This is a genomic window from Sphaerisporangium krabiense (assembly GCF_014200435.1).
Lineage (GTDB): Bacteria > Actinomycetota > Actinomycetes > Streptosporangiales > Streptosporangiaceae > Sphaerisporangium > Sphaerisporangium krabiense.
In genome coordinates, this window is sequence record NZ_JACHBR010000001.1 from 5,853,119 (window position 1) to 5,872,119 (window position 19,001).

The 19,001-nt window shown below is 72.9% G+C and carries 13 protein-coding genes and 1 pseudogene; 12 read left to right on the forward strand and 2 right to left on the reverse strand.

The window, feature by feature from the left end; all coding sequences use genetic code 11:
- Positions 1–1,569 precede the first annotated feature (1,569 nt).
- The 5 genes and pseudogenes from BJ981_RS25585 (at position 1,570) to BJ981_RS25605 (ending at position 9,265) form a co-directional block, all read left to right on the forward strand.
- Positions 1,570–5,285, forward strand: a pseudogene (locus BJ981_RS25585) (nitrate reductase subunit alpha).
- 8 nt (positions 5,286–5,293) lie between these two features.
- Positions 5,294–6,877 carry a nitrate reductase subunit beta gene (narH, locus tag BJ981_RS25590; RefSeq protein WP_204070626.1) on the forward strand — a complete coding sequence of 528 codons (1,584 nt, stop codon included), beginning with the start codon at positions 5,294–5,296 and terminating at the stop codon, positions 6,875–6,877.
- Complete coding sequence (narJ, locus tag BJ981_RS25595; RefSeq protein ID WP_204070621.1) at positions 6,874–7,608, forward strand: nitrate reductase molybdenum cofactor assembly chaperone; 735 nt, start codon at positions 6,874–6,876, stop codon at positions 7,606–7,608. The genes narH and narJ overlap by 4 nt, the downstream gene beginning before the upstream one ends.
- The gene (gene narI, locus BJ981_RS25600; RefSeq protein WP_184614494.1) at positions 7,605–8,333 is read left to right on the forward strand and encodes a respiratory nitrate reductase subunit gamma; all 729 of its coding nucleotides are present in this window, start codon (positions 7,605–7,607) and stop codon (positions 8,331–8,333) included. Before narJ ends, narI begins: the two co-directional genes overlap by 4 nt.
- Complete coding sequence (locus BJ981_RS25605) at positions 8,330–9,265, forward strand: HPP family protein (protein WP_184614496.1); 936 nt, start codon at positions 8,330–8,332, stop codon at positions 9,263–9,265. Before narI ends, BJ981_RS25605 begins: the two co-directional genes overlap by 4 nt.
- On the opposite strand, the gene BJ981_RS25610 is transcribed toward BJ981_RS25605, so the two are convergent.
- Positions 9,240–9,866 (reverse strand): DUF4126 domain-containing protein, encoded by a 627-nt coding sequence (locus BJ981_RS25610; RefSeq protein WP_239139625.1) that lies wholly within the window; start codon positions 9,864–9,866, stop codon positions 9,240–9,242. The two genes, BJ981_RS25605 and BJ981_RS25610, sit on opposite strands and share 26 nt — an antisense overlap.
- A 110-nt stretch (positions 9,867–9,976) precedes the next feature.
- Positions 9,977–10,624, reverse strand: coding sequence for an acyltransferase (locus tag BJ981_RS25615; protein ID WP_239139624.1), 648 nt, complete (start codon positions 10,622–10,624; stop codon positions 9,977–9,979).
- A gap of 184 nt (positions 10,625–10,808) precedes the next feature.
- On the opposite strand from BJ981_RS25615, the gene pyrG reads away from it, so the two are divergent.
- The 7 genes from pyrG (at position 10,809) to BJ981_RS39380 (ending at position 18,886) form a co-directional block, all read left to right on the forward strand.
- Positions 10,809–12,479, forward strand: a complete 1,671-nt coding sequence (gene pyrG, locus BJ981_RS25620) for a CTP synthase (protein ID WP_184614500.1) — start codon at positions 10,809–10,811, stop codon at positions 12,477–12,479.
- A gap of 145 nt (positions 12,480–12,624) precedes the next feature.
- On the forward strand, positions 12,625–13,245 hold the full coding sequence (locus BJ981_RS25625; RefSeq protein ID WP_239139635.1) for an NUDIX domain-containing protein: 621 nt from the start codon (positions 12,625–12,627) through the stop codon (positions 13,243–13,245).
- A gap of 69 nt (positions 13,246–13,314) precedes the next feature.
- Positions 13,315–14,247 carry a site-specific tyrosine recombinase XerD gene (locus BJ981_RS25630; RefSeq protein WP_184616406.1) on the forward strand — a complete coding sequence of 311 codons (933 nt, stop codon included), beginning with the start codon at positions 13,315–13,317 and terminating at the stop codon, positions 14,245–14,247.
- A 90-nt stretch (positions 14,248–14,337) separates the two neighbouring features.
- Positions 14,338–15,261 carry a ParA family protein gene (locus BJ981_RS25635; RefSeq protein WP_372437016.1) on the forward strand — a complete coding sequence of 308 codons (924 nt, stop codon included), beginning with the start codon at positions 14,338–14,340 and terminating at the stop codon, positions 15,259–15,261.
- A gap of 106 nt (positions 15,262–15,367) precedes the next feature.
- The gene (locus BJ981_RS25640) at positions 15,368–16,258 is read left to right on the forward strand and encodes a segregation and condensation protein A (RefSeq protein WP_184614502.1); all 891 of its coding nucleotides are present in this window, start codon (positions 15,368–15,370) and stop codon (positions 16,256–16,258) included.
- Entirely contained in the window at positions 16,248–16,832 is a 585-nt protein-coding gene (gene scpB / locus BJ981_RS25645) for an SMC-Scp complex subunit ScpB (protein WP_204070620.1), read from the forward strand. The genes BJ981_RS25640 and scpB overlap by 11 nt, the downstream gene beginning before the upstream one ends.
- Positions 16,829–18,886 (forward strand): pseudouridine synthase, encoded by a 2,058-nt coding sequence (locus tag BJ981_RS39380; RefSeq protein ID WP_184614506.1) that lies wholly within the window; start codon positions 16,829–16,831, stop codon positions 18,884–18,886. Before scpB ends, BJ981_RS39380 begins: the two co-directional genes overlap by 4 nt.
- Positions 18,887–19,001 lie beyond the last annotated feature (115 nt).

The following is a 19,001-nucleotide window of genomic DNA, read 5'->3' on the forward strand; positions in this document are numbered from 1 at the left end:
CACCCATGGGTACGCGCCTCAGGGCGGGTCGGGGGGTATCGCGGTGGTCATGGCGGGTGTGGGTGGTGGGCGATGTCGTGAGAAATGTTCTGGGGTCGACAGGCATGAGCACTCGGCCCTGCACACCGAGTGGCGCGTGCGTCGGTAGTACCGATCATGACGCTGGTTGCAGCTGCGGGTGCGAGCTTGTAGACGCGGAGCCAGTGGTTTCAGGGCGGGAAGAGGTCTGTGAGGCCCACCCGTGCGGGTCCCCTGTGGCTGGTCGCCGTTAGCCCACCCAGCAGTCGCTCACATCGGCGACCATCGCCCTGCCCTGATCGCCGCCGGACCCCGCCCCCATCGCGGCCACCGTGAAGATCCAGTGGTATCGGTGACCACCGCCCCGCTCTGATCACCGCGAAATTCCCGCCAGTCCTCTGGCCACCGTAAAAGATCCTGCGTCCCTTGGCGACCAACGCCTCCTGATCACCGCTGGAACCCGCTACCCATCCCGGCTCCGTGAGAGATCCCACCGCATCGGTGACCACCGACCCTCGCTCTGATCACCGCGAAGTCCCCGCCAGTCCTCTGGCCACCGTGAAAGATCCTGCGCCATCGGGACCGTCGGCCCCGCAATGCCCCGTCGCCGTCTTGTGGCCTGCACTTCTGGGTGGGCTAACGGTGGCCAACCACGACGAACCCGTACGGGTGGGGCTCACAGACCTCTGCCCGGCCTAAAACCATCGACTCCGCGCCCATAACCTCGCACTTCCAGCTATAAGCAGCGTCACAATCGGTATTACTGACATACGCACTGCTCGGCGCGTTGAGCCGCCTGCTTGTGTTTCCTCCCCCGACAAAGATCTCGACATCACAACCGCCGTCACCGATCTTGATCGCCGTGATGCTCTCCCTCGCCCGTCTTGTGGCGCGCACTTCTGGGTGGGCTAACGGCGGCCAGCCACAACGGACACGCGCGGGTGGGCTTTCAGATCTCTCTCCGCCCCACATCCACCGACTCCGGACCCATGACCTCACACCTCCGGCTAGAACCAGCTCCACAGTCGGTGTCACTGACGTGTGTGGTGGCTTGGGGTTGGGCCGGCTGATCGGGTTCGCCGCCCCGGATATGGAACACGCGACATCAACGACCGCCCGCACCCACCCTGATCACCGCGATACGCCCCAGGCCCCTCCCATGGCGGGCGGGGCTGATGGGCCGGCGATGTCGTGGGCTGTCGTGGGATCGGGAGGGGGTGAGGGGGCGGCGGGGTGGGTTCGGGGTGGCCGTTATTGGTGGGGGGATTGGGTTTTTACTTCTTTGTGTTTAGGGATTTGACACTCTTTGTTAACCATGTCGCCTTTTGGTGGGGTCTGAGGGCTTTTTCGGGTGCGAATGAATGGCTGGTGTCGGAGACAGATTCCATCTGATGACTGTTGCATGATAGAAACTGTTTCTCGTCGGACAGTTACCGTGCGTCCTGGATCAACGTCCCTGAGCGTCGATCAGCGGATTCGGCGTCGGTCGTGTTCGTGAGGGCGGCGGCCATGGCCAGTGTTGTGGCGCCATGCCACGGAGAGGTCGGCGGCATGTTCGGTCGTGCGCCCAGAGCGCTCGCGGAGAAGGCGGCGGCGACCGCCGCACGGCGGCTGCTGGAGGCGGGCAAGCTGCTGCACCGCTCCGACACCTCACCCGACCTGCGGGCCCTGTACCGGCCCGGTGACCGGGTCAACGACGCCCCCTACCGCGAGCGGTGGGCCCATGACCGGGTGGTCCGCTCCACGCACGGCGTGAACTGCACCGGATCGTGCTCCTGGAAGGTGTACGTCAAGGACGGCCTGATCACCTGGGAGACCCAGCAGACCGACTACCCGAGCGTCGGGCCGGACCGCCCGGAGTACGAGCCGCGCGGCTGCCCCCGTGGCGCCGCGTTCTCCTGGTACACCTACTCGCCGACCCGGGTGCGCTACCCCCACGCGCGCGGCGTGCTGGTGGAGATGTACCGCCAGGCCAAGGCCGAGCTGGGGACCCGGTCGCGGCGTGGGGGAGTGTGGTCGGGGACCCGGACCGGCGCCGGCGCTACCAGTCGGCCCGGGGCAGGGGCGGCCTGGTGCGGATCGACTGGGACGAGGCCCTGGAGATCGCCGCCGCCGCGCACGTCCACACGATCATGACCTACGGCCCCGACAGGGTGGCGGGGTTCTCGCCGATCCCGGCCATGTCGATGGCCTCGCACGCGGTGGGCGCCCGGTTCATGGCGCTGATCGGGGCGCCGATGCTGTCGTTCTACGACTGGTACGCCGACCTGCCGATCGCCTCGCCGCAGGTGTTCGGCGACCAGACCGACGTGCCGGAGTCGGCGGACTGGTGGGACGCGGCGTACCTGATGCTGTGGGGCTCCAACGTGCCGGTCACCCGCACCCCGGACGCGCACTGGATGGCCGAGGCCCGCTACCGGGGCCAGAAGGTGGTGGTCGTCTCGCCGGACTACTCGGACGCGACCAAGTTCGCCGACGAGTGGCTGCACCCGCATCCGGGGACCGACGGCGCGGTGGCCATGGCGATGGGCCACGTCATCCTGACGGAGTTCTTCGTCCGTGACCCGGTGGCCCGCTTCACCGATTATGTGAAACGCTTCACCGACCTGCCGTTCCTGGTCACGCTGACCGAGCGGCCCGACGGCGGCCACGCGCCCGGCAAGTTCCTCACGGCCGCCGACGCCGGCCTCGGCCCCGAGGAGGGCGCGCGCTGGCGTCCGGTCCTGGCCGACGCGCGCGACGGGCAGGTCACCGTCCCGGGCGGCACGCTCGGGGACCGGTGGACCGGGGCGGGGGCCGGGCGGTGGAACCTCGACCTGGGCGAGATCGATCCGCTGCTCAGCCTGCATGAGGAGGGCGGCGAGACCGCCGAGGTCGTGCTGCCGCGCTTCGACGAGGAGGGCGGCGTGGTCCGCCGCGGCGTCCCGGTACGCCGCATGGCGGGCCGCCTCGTCACCACCGTCTACGACCTGCTGCTGGCCCAGTACGGCGTGGCGCGCCCCGGACTGCCGGGCCGGTGGCCCACGGGGTACGACGACGCGTCGCTGCCGTGCACGCCCGCCTGGCAGGAGCGGATCACCTCGGTCCCGGCCGCCCGCGTGACCCGCATCGCCAGGGAGTTCGCCGAGACGGCGCACAAGTCCGGCGGCCGGGCGATGATCGTGATGGGCGCGGGCACCAACCACTGGTTCCACTCCGACACGATCTACCGCTCCTTCCTGTCGCTGCTGCTGCTCACCGGCTGCCAGGGCGTCAACGGCGGCGGCTGGGCGCACTACGTGGGCCAGGAGAAGGTGCGCCCGCTGGCCGGATGGCAGCAGCTCTCCACGGCAGCCGACTGGGCGCGCCCCTCGCGGCAGATGGCGGGGACGCCCTACTGGTACGTCCACACCGACCAGTGGCGGTACGAGAAGTTCGCGGCATCCGCGCTGTCCAGCCCGGCGGGGCCCGGCCTGTTCGGCGACCGGCACACCGTGGACCTCGTGGCGCAGTCGGCCCGGCTGGGCTGGATGCCGTCCTACCCGACCTTCTCCGCCAACCCGCTGAGGCTCGGCGCCGAGGCGCGGGCGTCCGGGCAGGACCCGGCGCGGTGGGCGGCCGGCGAGATCGCGGCCGGGCGGCTCGGCTTCGCCTGCGAGGATCCCGACGCGGAGGAGAACTGGCCGCGCGTGCTCACCGTGTGGCGGGCCAACCTGATCGGGTCCTCGGCCAAGGGCAACGAGTACTTCCTGCGCCACCTGCTCGGGGCGCGGGACAACGCCGCCGCGCACGAGGCTCCCCCCGAGGCGCGCCCCCGGGAGGTGACGTGGCGCGAGGAGGCGCCGCGCGGCAAGCTCGACCTGCTGCTGGCCCTGGACTTCCGCATGACCTCCACCACGTTGTTCGCCGACCTCGTGCTGCCCGCGGCCACCTGGTACGAGAAGCACGACCTGTCCAGCACGGACATGCACCCGTACGTCCACGCCTTCTCCCCGGCGATCAGCCCGCCCTGGCAGGCCCGCACCGACTTCCAGATCTTCCACGGGCTGGCGCGCCGGGTCGGTGAGCTGGCCGTGGGCCGCCTGGACACCGCCTACGACCTCGTCGCCACGGCGCTGCAGCACGACACGCCCGGCGAGATCGCGCAGCCGGGCGGGACCGTCCCCGACTGGCGCGGCGACGGGCGCGCGCCGGAACCGGGCCGGGACATGCCCGCCCTCGCCCTGGTGGAGCGGGACTACACCGCGATCGCTGGCAAGCTCGCGGCGTTCGGCCCGCTGGCCGAGCGGCAGGGCATGACGGTCAAGGGCGTCACCGTCCACCCGGTCCCGGAGTCCGGCTGGCTGGCCGCGCGGTGCGGCCGGGCCCCGGACGGGCCCGCCGAGGGACGTCCGCTGCTGGACACCGACGTGAAGCTGTGCGAGGCGATCCTCGCCCTGTCGGGCACCACCAACGGCCGCCTCGCCGCGGCGGGCCTGTCCGCGCTGGCCGCGCGCTGCGGGCCCGGCACGGGGCTGGCCGAGCTGGGCTCCGCCGTCGCGGAACGCCGGGTGGTGTTCTCCGACACCCAGGAGCGGCCGGTGCAGGTCGGCATGAGCTTCGAATGGTCGGGCAAGGAGGCCCCCGACCGCCGGTACGCGCCGTTCACGATCAACACCGAGAACGCCAAGCCGTGGCACACGCTCACCGGCCGCCAGCACTTCTACCTCGACCACGACTGGATGGCCGAGTACGGCGAGCAACTGCCCGTCTATCGGCCTCCCCTGGACATGGCCGCGCTCGCCGAGGACGCCGGCGACACCTACGGTGCCGAGGCGTCCCCGGACGGCCGCGCGGTCGCCGTCCGCTACATCACGCCGCACTCCAAGTGGTCCATCCACTCCGAGTATCAGGAGAACCTCCTGATGCAGACCCTCGCCCGCGGCGGCCCGGTCATCTGGATCAGCGTCGAGGACGCCGCGGCGATCGGCGTGGCCGACAACGACTGGATCGAGGCGGTCAACCCCAACGGCGTGGTCGTCGCGCGCGCGGTCGTCTCGCACCGCATGCCGCCGGGCACGGTGTTCATGTACCACGTCCAGGAACGGCTGGTGAACGTCCCCAAGTCGCAGGCCACCGGCCGTCGCGGCGGGGTGCACAACTCCCTGACCAGGCTGCTGGTAAAGCCCACGCACCTGATCGGCGGATACGGCCAGCTCTCCTTCGCGCCCAACTACTACGGGCCCACCGGGAACCAGCGCGACGCGGTCACCGTGATCCGCCGCCGCTCTCAGGAGGTGATCTACTGATGCGCGTGATGGCGCAGGTCGCCATGGTGATGAACCTCGACAAATGCATCGGCTGCCACACCTGTTCGGTCACCTGCAAGCAGACCTGGACCAACAGGGCAGGCACCGAGTACGTGTGGTTCAACAACGTCGAGACCCGCCCGGGACAGGGCTACCCGCGCGGCTACGAGGACCAGGACAAGTGGAAGGGCGGCTGGCGGCTCAAGGGCGACAGGCTCGTGCCGCGCGCCGGAGGCCGCGTCCGCCGCCTGACCCGCCTGTTCGCCAACCCCGAGCTGCCGCTCCTGGACGACTACTACGAGCCCTGGAGCTACGACTACGAGAACCTGACCGCCGCGCCGCTCGGCGAGGACGTGCCGACCGCGCCGCCGCGCTCGCTGATCGACGGCGCGCCCACCGCCGTCACCTACGGCCCCAACTGGGACGACGACCTGGGCGGCGGGCCCGAGCACCTGGCGGGCGACCCGATCCTGCGCAAGATCGGGGGGCAGGTGCGCATGCGGTACGAGCAGTCGTTCATGTTCTACCTGCCGCGCATCTGCGAGCACTGCCTCAACCCGTCCTGCGTGGCCGCCTGCCCGTCCGGCGCGCTGTACAAGCGGATCGAGGACGGCATCGTCCTCGTCGACCAGGACCGGTGCCGCGGCTGGCGCATGTGCGTCACCGGCTGCCCGTACAAGAAGATCTACTTCAACCACGGCACCGGCAAGGCCGAGAAGTGCACGATGTGCTACCCGCGGATCGAGGCCGGCGAGCCCACCGTGTGCTCGGAGACCTGCGTCGGACGCCTGCGCTACCTCGGCGTCATCCTCTACGACGCCGACCGGGTCGGGCAGGCCGCCGCCGTCCCCGACGAGCGCGCCCTCTACGGCGCCCAGCTCGGCTGCTTCCTGGACCCGGACGACCCGGCCGTGGCCGCGGCGGCGGAACGGGCCGGCATCCCGCACCAGTGGGTGGAGGCGGCCCGCAGCTCCCCGGTCTACGCCCTCATCGCCCGCTACCGGGTCGCGCTGCCGCTGCACCCGGAGTACCGCACGATGCCGATGGTCTGGTACGTGCCGCCGCTGTCGCCGATCGTGGACGCGCTGGCCGAGACGGGCAACGACGGCGAGGACGCGGGCAATCTCTTCGGCGCGATCGAGACCCTGCGGATCCCGGTGGAGTACCTGGCCGAGCTGTTCACGGCCGGGGACACCGGGCCGGTCGAGGCGGCGCTCGGCCGGCTCGCCGCGATGCGCGCCCACATGCGCCGGGCCAACCTCGGGGAGGAGCCCGACCCGCGCATCGCCGCGGACGCCGGCATGACCGCCGGGCAGCTGGAGGAGATGTACCGGCTGCTGGCGCTCGCCAAGTACGACGAGCGCTACGTCATCCCCACCACGTACGCCGCGCCGTCCATCCCGGGCGCGGACGGGTGCAGCCTGGAGGGCCCCGGCGGGCCCGGCATGCTGGAGCCGTCCGCCGCCTCCGTCGAGGGGTTCCACGCGCGCCCGGCCGACGACCGCCTGCGCGGGCGCGTCAACCTGCTGAACTGGGACGGCAAGGGGCTGCCCGCCGGGCTGTTCCCCCCGCGCGGGGAGCAGACCCCGTGATCGGCCCTGTTGTCGGCGCGGTCGTCCATCCGGCGCCGCTCCCCGCGCTCGGCGCGGTCCTCCCGCCCGCGCTGGGCACGGCACTCGGCCCGGTGATCGGCGCCGTCGGCCGCCTGCTGCCGGGCCGCGCGTCGGGCCGGGCCGTGCACCAGGCGGCGTCCCTGCTGCTCACCTACCCGGGGGCCGACTGGCAGGACCGTCTCGCCCTCGTCCGGCGGGCGCTCGCGCCGCTGCGGGGCGCCCCCGCCGCGACGCTGCGCGGCTTCTGCGCCGGCATGGCCACCGCCGACCCGCTCGAGCTGGCCGCCGACTACGTCGCCACCTTCGACCGCAGCGCCCGCCGCACCCTGCACATGACCTACTACACCGACGGCGACACGCGCAGGCGCGGCGGGTCGCTCGCGGAGATCAAGGCGCTGTACCGGGCGCACGGCTGGCGGCCCGACGACGCGGAGCTGCCCGACTTCCTGCCGCTCATGCTGGAGTTCGCCGCCCGCTGCCCGCGGCCGGGCGCCGAGCTGCTGCGGCGGCACCGCCCGGGCCTGGACGTGCTGCAGACGGCCCTGCGCCGGCACCGCAGCCCCTACGCCGACGTCGTGGCGGCTGTGGCGGAGACCCTGCCGCCCGCCCGCCCGGGGCCCGCCGGTCCCGCCGCGCCGCCGGCCGAACGCGTGGGCCTGGACCCGTTCCCGGCCGCGCCCGCCGGATCCCCACGGGAGGTTCGCCGATGAACGGCCTGCAGATCGCGGCCTGGGGCGTGCTGCCCTACCTGGTGGTGACGCTGTTCGTCCTCGGCAGCGTGTGGCGCTACCGCCACGACCGGTTCGGGTTCACCACCCGCTCCAGCCAGATGTACGAGAGCCGCCTGCTGGCCGTCGGCGGCCCGATGTTCCACTACGGGCTGCTGTTCGTCATCGCCGGTCACGCCGTCGGGCTGCTCGTGCCCGAGAGCCTGACCGAGTGGATGCACGTCCCCGAGCCGCTGTACCGGCTCAACGCCCTGACGGTGGGCGGCCTGGCCGGCGCGGCGACCGTGGCCGGGCTCGCCGTGCTGCTCTGGCGGCGGCTGCGGGTCCGCGCGGTCCGCCGGGCCACCAGCCGCAGCGACCGCCTCGTCTACCCGATCCTGGCCACGGTGCTGCTCGCGGGGCTGTGGGCGACGCTGGGCGAAGTCGAGAGCCCCTACGACTACCGGCTGGGCGTCTCGGTCTGGTTCCGCAGCCTGCTGATCCTGCATCCCGACGTGCCCGACATGGCGCACGCGCCGCTCGTCTTCCAGGTCCACGCCGCGCTGGCCATGGCCCTGTTCGCCCTGTGGCCCTTCAGCCGTCTCGTGCACGCCTTCGCCGCCCCGGTCGGCTACCTGGTGCGCCCCTACGTCGTCTACCGCCGCCGCGGCGGAGCCGTGCCTCCTGTCCAGCCCCCCGCCCACACCACCGCGAGGCAGCGGCCATGACCTCCGCGACCGGCCCCGGCGGTCCCCTCCCTCCGGCGCCGGCCGGGGAGTCCCGATGGCATCGCGCGCTGGTCACCGCGGCGCAGGCCGCGGTGTGCATCGCCGTCCCGGCGGTGGTGGCGTGGGTCAGCGGGCAGCCGTTCGTGTTCCCCTCGCTGGGGCCGACGGTGTTCCTGGCGCTGACCTCGGCCTCCACCCCGGCCGCGAGCCCCCGCAACACCGTGGCCGGGCATCTGATCAGCGCGAGCGCCGGGTACGCCGCGCTGGCGCTCACCGGCCTGACCCGCGCCGTCCCCGACCTGTCCCACCCCAACGGTCACCGCGTCGCCGCGGTCGCCATCGCGCTGGCGCTGACCGCGGGCGGGATGCTGCTCGGCGACCTGCCGCACCCGCCCGGCGGCGCCACCACCCTCATCGTCGCGCTCGGCCTGCTGCGCACGCCCAGCCAGCTCACGATCCTCATGGCCGCCGTCGTGACCACCACGGGCGTCCTGGTCACCGTCAACAGACTGTCCGGCCGCTCCTACCCGCTCTGGGGCCCGGCGGGTCCCTCTCTCGCCGGCCCGTGGAAGCCGTTCGCCCGCAGGACCGGCGGGCGGCGCGGTGAGCGCGCCGCGGCGTCCGAGCGGATGTGCCGGGAGGCGGCGCGGTGCCTGGCCGGGGCCATGACCAGCGCGGTCTGGCCGGTCGCCCACGTCCGCGTGGCCCGCCTCCTCGGCCGGGGCGACACCCGGCGCGAGGACGCGGTCGCGGCCCGCCTGACCGCCTCCCGCGCGTCGCTCCTGGAGACCGGCGACCCCGTGGCGACGGCCGCTCACTGGACCGCCGACTTCCGCGCCCTCCTCACCCGCGACCCCGCCGCCGCCCGCACCCTTTCCGCCTTCACCGACACCATCACCTACCTCCTCAGGAAGGTTGGGAGGCCTGAGTGAGGCGGGCCTTCCTGCGGGCCCTGCGGCGGCGCAGGGCGCGGAGGACGAAGAAGGCGGGGATGGCCAGGAGGATGAGGGCGAGGACGACGAGGGCGGGGAAGAAGACGGCGACGAGGCTCATTCCGAGGGCGCCGGCGTCCTCGACGGTGCTGACGACGGGGGCGCCGGCGCCGACGGTGGTGGCGTTGACCACCGGGCGGGCCGTGGACTTCATGACGTGCACGGCCAGGGCGACGCCGATGCCGAGCACCCAGCCGACCCAGGGGTTGTCGGCCATCCAGGCGGAGTGGTCGAACTGGGAGGCGGCCTGGGTGGCGCTGAACACGACGCCGCCGGCCGCCGGCCGCACGGCCGTCTGGATCATGTCGTTGACGTGGTCGACGACGGGCACCTTGTCGAGCACGATCTCGGCGAGCAGCAGGACGGCGATCACGGCGAGCACCCAGCCGTTGGTGAGCCAGGCGTAGTCGCCCGGCAGTCGCACCCTGTCGGTGAAGTTGGCCAGCAGGCCGACCACCAGCAGCGGGATGTAGGCGTTCAGCCCCGCAGCCGTGGACAGACCGAGGCCGGTCAGCGCCGCCAGCATTTCGCATCCCTCCACCACGACGATTCCTCACACGGCAACGAAGACCGATTGCCCCGCGTTCCCGCGCGTAACCGCACGGGGCGGCGACCAGGAGAAGGGCGCAGGCCCGCGCGCTAGGGGAGGGCTCAGGCGCCGGGGCGGAGGGCGCGGAGGGGGTTGGGGTCGGCGGGGCCGGGGGTGTGCCAGCCGTCCTCGGGGGAGTAGCGGCGGACGATCCTGGCGGGCACGCCGGCGATGACGCAGTGGTCGGGGAACTCGCCGCGCACGACCGCGCCGCCGGCGACCACCGACTGCCTGCCGATGCGGGTGCCCGGCAGGATGACGGCCCCGGTGCCGAGCCAGGACCCCGATCCGATGACCACGGCCTTGTTGCGCGGCCACTGGCGGCCGATGGGCGTCTCGGGGTCGTCGTAGACGTGGTTCTGGTCGGTGATGTAGACGTACGGCCCGGTGAAGACGTCGTCGCCGATGTCGATGGAGTGGTGGCCGACGATGTGGCTGCCGCGCCCGATCGAGCAGCCGCCGCCGATGCGGACGATGGAGTGCGGGCCGAGGTCGACGCCGGGGCCCATGCCCGCCGAGATGGAGACGCGCTCGCCGACCAGCGTGCGGTCGCCGATCTCGATCCACTCCTCGCCGAAGATCGCCCCGGGCGGGAAGGAGAGGCACGCGCCCTCGCCGAGCAGGCGAAAGCGGTAGCCGGCGGGGGTCTTCGGCGTGATCGCGCCCGCCGTCCGGGCCGCCGACCACGCTCGGTGCACGAGGCCGGTCAAGATCCGGCGAATACCATCACGGGGTGACATAACCGGAAAAGTTACCCGTTGGTTAGCATGCTGGGAACGGACGCCCAGGTGATGTTCGGGCACTTCGCAAGCGTGCTTTGATATTCTGAGAGCCCGTGGACACGCGGTCGCCCGTCGGACGGCCACGCTCACAACGGACCACGGGAGAACCTCCTTGCGCAGCGCCGCAAACACCAAGCATCTGTTCGTCACGGGTGGCGTCGCCTCCAGTCTCGGCAAAGGGCTCACCGCCTCAAGCCTGGGGCGCCTGCTGAAGCTTCGCGGCCTGCGGGTCACCATGCAGAAGCTGGACCCTTACCTCAACGTCGACCCCGGCACGATGAACCCCTTCCAGCACGGCGAGGTGTTCGTCACCGACGACGGCGCCGAGACCGACCTGGACGTCGGCCACTACGAGCGGTTCCTCGACACCGAACTGCACGGCTCCGCCAACGTCACCACCGGCCAGGTGTACTCCAACGTCATCGCCAAGGAGCGCAGGGGCGAGTACCTCGGCGACACCGTCCAGGTGATCCCGCACATCACCAACGAGATCAAGGACCGCATCCGCGGCATGGCCGGCCCGGACGTCGACGTGGTGATCACCGAGGTCGGCGGCACCGTCGGCGACATCGAGTCGCTGCCCTTCCTCGAGGCCGTCCGCCAGGTCCGCCACGAGGTCGGCCGCGACAACGTGTTCTTCCTGCACGTCTCGCTGCTGCCGTACATCGGGCCGAGCGGCGAGCTGAAGACCAAGCCCACCCAGCACTCCGTGGCGGCGCTGCGCAGCATCGGCATCCAGCCGGACGCGATCGTCTGCCGCTCCGACCGGCCCATCACCACCTCGCTCAAGCGCAAGATCAGCCTGATGTGCGACGTGGACGAGGACGCCGTGGTCTCGGCGGTGGACGCCCCGAGCATCTACGACATCCCCAAGGTCCTGCACGCCGAGGGCCTGGACGCGTACGTGATCCGCCGCCTCGGCCTGCCGTTCCGCGACGTCGACTGGCACGAGTGGGACCAGCTCCTGCGCCGGGTGCACCGCCCCGCCAAGGAGGTCACGGTCGCGCTGGTCGGCAAGTACATCGACCTGCCCGACGCCTACCTGTCGGTCACCGAGGCGCTGCGCGCGGGTGGGTTCGCCTGCGACGCCCGGGTCAACATCCGCTGGGTCAAGAGCGACGACTGCGAGACCCCCGAGGGCGCCGAGCGCGAGCTCGACGGCGTGGACGGCCTGCTCATCCCCGGCGGGTTCGGCGTGCGCGGCATCGAGGGCAAGCTCGGGGCCATCCGCCACGCCCGCGAGCGCCGGGTCCCCCTGCTCGGCCTGTGCCTCGGCATGCAGTGCATGGTCATCGAGGCGGCCCGCAACCTGGCCGGCATCGAGGACGCCAACAGCGCCGAGTTCGACCCGGCCACCGCGCACCCGGTGATCAGCACGATGGCCGACCAGGAGGACGTGGTGGCGGGGGAGCGCGACATGGGCGGCACCATGCGCCTCGGCCTCTACCCGGCCAAGCTCGCCGAGGGCTCGATCGTCCAGCGGCTGTACGGCGCGGCCGTCGCCGACGAGCGCCACCGCCACCGCTACGAGGTCGGCAACGCCTACCGCGAGCCGCTGGAGAAGGTCGGCATGGTCTTCTCCGGGCTGTCGCCGGACGGCCGCCTGGTGGAGTACGCCGAGCTGGACGCCGAGACCCACCCGTTCTTCGTCGGCACCCAGGCCCACCCCGAGTTCCGGTCCCGCCCGACGCGCCCGCACCCGCTCTTCCGCGGCCTCGTCGAGGCGGCTTTGACGTACGCCGACGCGCGCGAGAGGGTCACCAAGGCCGGGCGCGGCGCGTGAGCCGCCCGGCGCGGCGACCGAGCGCACCGAAGCGATCGAGCCGATCCGACCGAGGACAGGGGGGCGCGTGAGCGGAACGACCGCGGACGGCTCAGGACCGGACGTCCGGGACGACACCCGGCGAGACGGCGCCGAGCCACAGGACCTGACCGTCGAGGACGTCCGGGACGTCCCGGCGTCCTGGGAGGTCCTGGAGTCCACCGAGCGGTTCCGGGCCCGGGTGATCGCCGTGCGCACCGACAAGGTGCGGATGCCCGGCGACGAGGTCGCCGACCGCGACTACGTCGTCCACCCCGGCTCGGTGGCCGTGGTGGCCCTGGACGAGCACGGCAGGGTGCTGCTGCTGCGGCAGTACCGCCACCCGGCGCGCCGCCTGCTGTGGGAGCTGCCCGCCGGGATCCGCGACGTGCGCGGCGAGCCGCTGGTCGACTGCGCCGCCCGCGAGCTGGCCGAGGAGGCGGGGTACCGTGCCAAGACCTGGCACACGCTGATCGACGTCTACACCACGCCCGGCGCGAGCGACGAGCGCATCCGCGTCTTCCTCGCCCGCGACGTCGAGGCCATCCCCGACGAGGAGAACGGGTTCGTCCGCAGGCACGAGGAGGTGGACATGCCCGTCGTCTGGGTGCCCCTCGCGGACGCGGTCGGCAGGGTACTGTCCGGAATGATCCACAACGCACCTGCGGTCGCCGGTATCCTCGCCGCGTACGCCGCTTCGCCGGACGGTTTCACCACCCTGCGTCCCGCCGACGCGGAGGAGGCCTGACAGGGAGGTTCCGTCCTGCGCCCCCACGCCGACCCCCTCGCCGGCCCTTTAGCCGACCCCTTCGCCGGGATCGAGGCCGCCATCGCCGGCTACCTCGCCCACCTGGGGGCCGAACGCGGGCTCGCGGCCAACACCCTGGCCTCCTACCGGCGTGACCTGCGGCGCTACCTCCAGCACCTGCGCTCGCGCGGTCGTCCCTCCCTGGCCGAGGTCGGCGAGGCCGACGTCCGGGAGTTCCTGACCTCGCTGCGCGAAGGGGACGCCCACCACCGGGCCCTGGCGGCCGGCTCGGCCGCCAGGGCGGTCTCGGCCGTGCGGGGCCTGCACAGGTTCGCGCTGCGCGAGGGGCTGGCGGCGCACGACCCCGCGGGCGCGGTGCACCCGCCGGCCAGGCCGCACCACCTGCCGCGGGCCATCGGGGTGGCCGACGTGGAGCGGCTGATCGCCGCCGCGGGCTCCGGCGACGCCCCGCTCATCCACCGCAACCGCGCCCTGCTGGAGGTCCTGTACGGCACGGGCGCGCGGATCTCCGAGGCCGTCGGGCTGGCCGTGGACGACGTCGAGGCGGGCGGCGAGGTCGTGGCCGGGCACGTGCGCCTGCGCGGCAAGGGCGGCCGGGCGCGCGTCGTCCCCCTCGGCCGGTACGCGGGGGAGGCGCTGCGCGCCTACCTGCACCGGGCTCGTCCGCTGATCTCGCCGAGCGCCCCGGAGACCCGCGCGCTGTTCCTGAACGCGCGGGGCGGCAGGCTCACCCGCCAGGGCGCCTGGGAGGTGCTGCGCTCGGCCGCGGAGCGTGCCGGGCTGCAAGGGGTGTCGCCGCATATGTTGCGCCATTCGTTCGCAACTCACCTCCTTGACGGAGGAGCGGACGTTAGGGTTGTGCAGGAACTGCTCGGGCATGCCTCGGTGACGACGACCCAGGTCTATACCCTGGTCGGCGTCGACGGGCTCCGAGACGCCCACGCGGCGGCCCCACCGGGGGCCGGGCGCCCAACTTCATAGCTCTAGGGCGCGTCGCCTTGCCGCATACGTGCCGACCCCATAGTGTCCGTCCGGACGGTCCGGTTCGGGGCCGTCAGGGAGGTTCATCTGGTGACTGCGACCACAGACGCTTCAGCCCGGGAGATCGCCGGCAACCCCGGTCCCAACGCTTCCTGGGGCGACACCAGGAACGAGGGTCTTCTCGGTCCCACCGGGCGTCCGCGTCCCGTCTTCCCGGAGCCGGTCCCGCCGACCACCCACGGCCCCGCGCGGGTCGTCGCCATGGTCAACCAGAAGGGCGGCGTCGGCAAGACCACCACGACCATCAACCTCGGCGCCTCGCTCGCCGAGTGCGGCCAGCGCGTCCTGCTCGTCGACTTCGACCCCCAGGGCGCCCTCTCGGTGGGCCTCGGCATCGACCCGCGCCCGCTCGAGGCCACGATCTACGACCTGATCATGGAAGAGCCCGACGTCACCGCAGAGGACGTCCTGCTCGCCACCAGCGTCGAGGGCATGGACCTTCTGCCCAGCAACATCTTCCTGTCCGGCGCCGAGATCCGGCTGGTGAACGAGGTCGCCCGCGAGTACGCGCTCGGGCGCGCCCTGGAGCCGCTGCTTCCGCACTACGACATCTGCCTGATCGACTGCCAGCCCTCGCTCGGCCTGCTGGCGGTCAACGCGCTGACCTGCGCCCACAGCGTCATGGTGCCGCTGGAGTGCGAGTTCTTCGCGCTGCGCGGCGTCGCCCTGCTCATGGAGTCGATCACCAAGGTGCAGGAGCGCCTCAACAAGGACCTGGAGATCGACGGCATCCTCGCCACCATGTACGACCCGCGCACGCTGCACGCGCGCGAGGTCCTGCAGACCATCATGCAGGGCTTCGGGGACAAGGTCTTCCACACCGTGATCAACCGCACCGTGCGCTTCCCCGACGCCACGCTGGCCGGCGAGCCGATCACCCAGTTCGACCCCGCCTCCATGGGCGCGACCGCCTACCGCGAGCTGGCCCGCGAGCTCCTGTCCCGCTGGTCATAAGCGCCCGCCGGCGCCCATCCGTGCCCCTTCCGTGCCGGTCCGGTCCGGTACGTGACCACGCGGACGCGTGGCGTGCACGGCCGCCCGCGTGCGGGAGAATGGACCGGTGACCGAGCAGCCCGCGACCGGCCAGGCCAGGCCCGACGCCTTCCAGGTACACCTGGAGGTCTTCGAGGGCCCGTTCGACCTGCTGCTCGGGCTCATCGCCAAGCACAAGCTGGACATCACCGAGGTCTCCCTGCACCAGGTGACCGACGAGTTCATCGCCCACATCCGCGCCCGCGGCCCCGAGTGGGACCTCGACCAGGCCAGCCACTTCCTGCTCGTCGCCGCCACCCTGCTCGACCTGAAGGCCGCCCGCCTGCTCCCCACCGGCGAGGTGGAGGACGAGGAGGACCTGGCGCTGCTGGAGGCCCGCGACCTGTTGTTCGCCCGCCTGCTGCAGTACCGCGCCTACAAGGAGGTCGCCAAGGTCTTCGCCGGGCGCATGGCCGAGGAGGCTCTTCGCTGGCCGCGGGTCGTCCCCATGGAGGCCCGGTTCGCCGGCCTGCTGCCCGAGCTGGTGCTGGGCATCGGCCCCGAGCGCCTCGCCAAGATCGCCGCCCGCGCGTTCACCCCCAAGCTTCCCCCCACGGTCTCGACCTCGCACATCTATCAGCCCGTCGCCAACGTCCGCGAGCAAGCGGCTATCCTGGTCGCACGGCTCCGGCGCGTGCGCAGGGCGACGTTCCGGGCCCTGACCGCCGACTGCGCGGGCACCTACGAGGTCATCGCGCGCTTTCTCGCCGTCCTGGAGCTCTTCCGGGAGGCCGCGGTCTCCTTCGAGCAGTTGGAGCCGCTCGGAGACCTGCACGTGATCTGGACCGGCGCCGACGACGGAGACATCGCGGTGGCCGACGACTATGACGAGGGCGCCCCGCCTGCGGAGCGCCCGGACGGCGACGACAGCGGGCCGGGCGAGCGCCCCGGCCGGGAGGATGCATCCGATGACTCCTGAGGACGCCACGGGCGTCCCCGCCCTCCAGGACGGGGCGGCCCTGCGCGCCGCCCTGGAGGCGATCCTGCTCGTCGTCGACGAGCCGGTGGCCGAGGTCACCCTGGCGCAGGTGCTGGAGCGTCCGGTGCGCGAGGTCGTCGAGACCCTGCGTGAGCTGTCGGCGGAATACACGCGCGACGACCGTGGTTTCGATCTTCGAGAGGTGGCGGGCGGCTGGCGTTTCTACACGCGGGCCGACCAAGCCGCCCACGTGGAGCGTTTCGTCCGCGACGGGCAGCAGACGCGGCTGACGCAGGCCGCGCTGGAGACGCTCGCGGTCGTCGCCTACCGGCAGCCGGTCAACCGGGCCCGGGTCGCCGCGATCCGGGGCGTCAACAGCGACGGTGTCATGCGCACCCTCGTGGCGCGCGGCCTGGTGGAAGAGGCCGGCACCGACCCCGAGAGCCAGGCGGTGCTCTACCGCACGAGCTCGTACTTCCTGGAGAGGCTGGGGCTGCGGAGTCTCGACGAGCTCCCCGCGCTCGCCCCGTTCCTCCCCGACGACGTGGAAACCTTAGAGGAGCGACAGAAGTGAACAGTAGGCGTGGCACCCCGTCCGGTGATGGACGCGGTCGAGGACGCGGCGACGCCCCCGGTTCCCGGGCGGGCGCGGGATCCCGTGGCGGTTCCGGCGGCCCCCGTGGAGGAGGCGCGCCCCGGGGTGGTTCCCGGGGCGGCTTCCGTGGCGCGGGCGACCGCGGAGACGCCTTCCGCCCGGAGGGGCGGCGCGGCACCGGCGAGCGTGGTGCCTCGAAGGGCGGGCGCGGCGCGTTCGCCCGTGACGACGACCGTGACCCCCGCGGGCGCGAGGGTTCCCGCTCCTTCGAGGGCGGCCCGCGGCGCGGCCCCTCCTCCGGGGGCTCCTCGGCGTACGGGGCGGCGCGGGGCGGGTCCACGGGCCGGTACGGCAGGCGGGACGACGAGCGCGGCGGCGAGCGCGGCGGGTCCATCCGCGCGGGCCGGGGCGGCTCCTCGGCCGCCGGCCGCCGGGCGGACTCCTACGACCGCGGGAGCTCCTACGACCGCGGCGCCTCCTCTGACCGGAGGAGCTCCTACGACCGCGGCGGATTCTCCGGCGGCGACCGGCGTGGCGCGTCCCGCGGCGAGGGTTCCTTCCGCGACCGCCGCGAGGACGACCGCGGCGCTCCGAGGGCCGAGCGCGGCGGCACGCGCGGCCGCTACACCCGCGACGACTCCGGCCGCGACCGCCCCCGCTTCGGGCGTGAGGACCGGCCCCGCTTCGGCGACGACGCGGGCCGTGACCGGCCGCGGTTCGGACGTGAGGACGCGGGCCGCGACCGGCCCCGCTTCAACCGGGAGGATTCCGGCCGTGACCGCCCCCGCTTCAACCGGGAGGATTCCGGCCGTGACCGCCCCCGCTTCAACCGGGAGGATTCCGGCCGTGACCGCCCCCGCTTCAACCGGGAGGATTCCGGCCGTGACCGGCCCCGCTTCGGCAGGGAGGACGCGGGCCGGGACCGGCCGCGCTACGGGCGGGAGGATTCCGGCCGTGACCGGCCCGCGCGCGAGCGGTCGCGGGAGTCCGGTGAGGGCCGGTACGGACGCGACGAGGTCCGCACCATCGGAGGCGCCCCGGCGAGCTCCCGTGGGCGCTACGGCCGCTCGGACGAGGGGCGCGGCGCGGTGGCCCGCGCGGGGGGACGGACCGGCGGCCCGGCCGGGCGGCGCGAGAGCGGCGTGGGCGGGCGGCGCGAGGCCGACGTCCGCGGGCGGCGGGGCGAAGGGCGTCCCCAGGCGCCGCGCGCCGGGCGGGGCGGGGCGTTCAAGAGCGCGCGCCAGCCGCTGCGCGACCCCGACTTCTACCCCTCCGACTACACCGACGAGCGCGACACCACCGAGGTGCCGGGCGGCGTCCGCCTGCAGAAGGTCCTCGCCGCCGCGGGCGTCGCGGCCAGGCGCACCTGCGAGGACATGATCGGCGATGGCCGCGTCACGGTGGACGGTCAGGTCGTGCGCCGCTTCGGCGCCCGCGTCGACCCGGCCAAGCAGGTCATCCACGTGGACGGCAAGCGCATTCCCACCGCCCCGGACCAGGTGTACTTCGCGATCAACAAGCCGATCGGCGTGATCAGCACGATGTCCGACCCCGAGGGCCGCCCCTCGCTGGCCGACTACGTCATCGACCGCCCCGAGCGGCTGTTCCACGTCGGCCGTCTGGACACCGAGACCGAGGGCCTGATCATCCTCACCAACGACGGCGAGCTGGCCCACCGCCTCACCCACCCGAGCTTCGGCGTGCAGAAGAAGTACTGGGCGAAGGTGCCCGGCCCGATCCCGCGCGGCCTCGGCCGGGTGCTGCGCGACGGGGTCGAGCTGGAGGACGGCGTCGTCAAGGCCGACGACTTCAAGATCGTCCAGGAGCACGGTCAGCAGGCCCTGGTGGAGGTCGTCATCCACGAGGGCCGCAAGCACGTCGTCCGCCGCCTGCTGGAGGCCGTGGGCCACCCCGTGATCGATCTGGCGCGCATCGAGTTCGGCCCCGTCAAGCTGGGCCGTCTCAAGCCGGGCACGATGCGGACGCTCACCCTCAAGGAGGTCGGCGACCTTTACGCGACCGTGGGAATGTAACCTGTCGGGAAGGTGAGGCCTGCCGGGGCGCACCGGGCAGACCGGGGACGTCCCCGGCCGCCCGGGGCCTTCCCGGGGCCGGGTCAGGCCCGCCGAGCGGGCGCGGCGGTAGCTG